This window comes from Methanobrevibacter oralis (assembly GCF_001639275.1).
In the GTDB taxonomy this organism is placed as follows: Archaea; Methanobacteriota; Methanobacteria; order Methanobacteriales; family Methanobacteriaceae; genus Methanocatella; species Methanocatella oralis.
Map to the genome: position 1 here is coordinate 1 of NZ_LWMU01000018.1, position 790 is coordinate 790.

General features: G+C 24.3%; 1 pseudogene. It reads left to right on the forward strand.

Going from position 1 to position 790, the window contains the following annotated elements:
* A pseudogene (locus MBORA_RS10740) lies at positions 1-790 on the forward strand (adhesin); the annotation flags it as partial.

The following is a 790-nucleotide window of genomic DNA, read 5'->3' on the forward strand; positions in this document are numbered from 1 at the left end:
AAAGGTAATATAATTTCATTTAATGATTTTAAAGGTTTTTGTAATGGTGAAATGTCTATTTTGTTACAATGTGCTTATGAAAATCATAATGGTACTGTCATTGCAAACAACACTTTTTTAAAAGGATCCTATGCTATTAATTTAGTTGGTAATAATATTTCTGTTTATGGCAATATTATTCATAATGGTGGCGTGGGTATTTGTGTTTATGGAAGTAATTTTTCTGTACACAATAATATTATAACCGGCGATAGTCAAGAATATGGGATTATAGCAAAAAGTAATGGAAATTCACTTTGTAATGTTTATAGGAACAATATTACTTTTATGGATATTTATGCTGCCATGAGTATTATTAATCAGATTAATGTTTATGATAATTATATAAATATTAAAGGATATGGTGTAGGAATAGCTATTAAAGATAATTATTCAAATATTCATGATAATAGGATTAATAATAAACATGATACAGGGATATCTTTATTAGGTAATTTTAATATTATAAATAACAATATTATCAACACTAAAAATATAGGCATCACTATAACAGCTAAATCTACTAAACATAGGTATTATAACAATACTATTATCAACAATAAGATTAATAGTGAAAGTTATGGTATTTATATTAAGGGTTTAGTGTATAATAGTATTATATTAGATAATGTTATTGAAACCAATAGTAGTGTAGGGATTTTTAAAGATATAACTGATGAATTATCTAATGTTGAAGCGGACAATATGGTTAATGGTGTTATTTTAGATTCAACATACATTGTTGTTAATG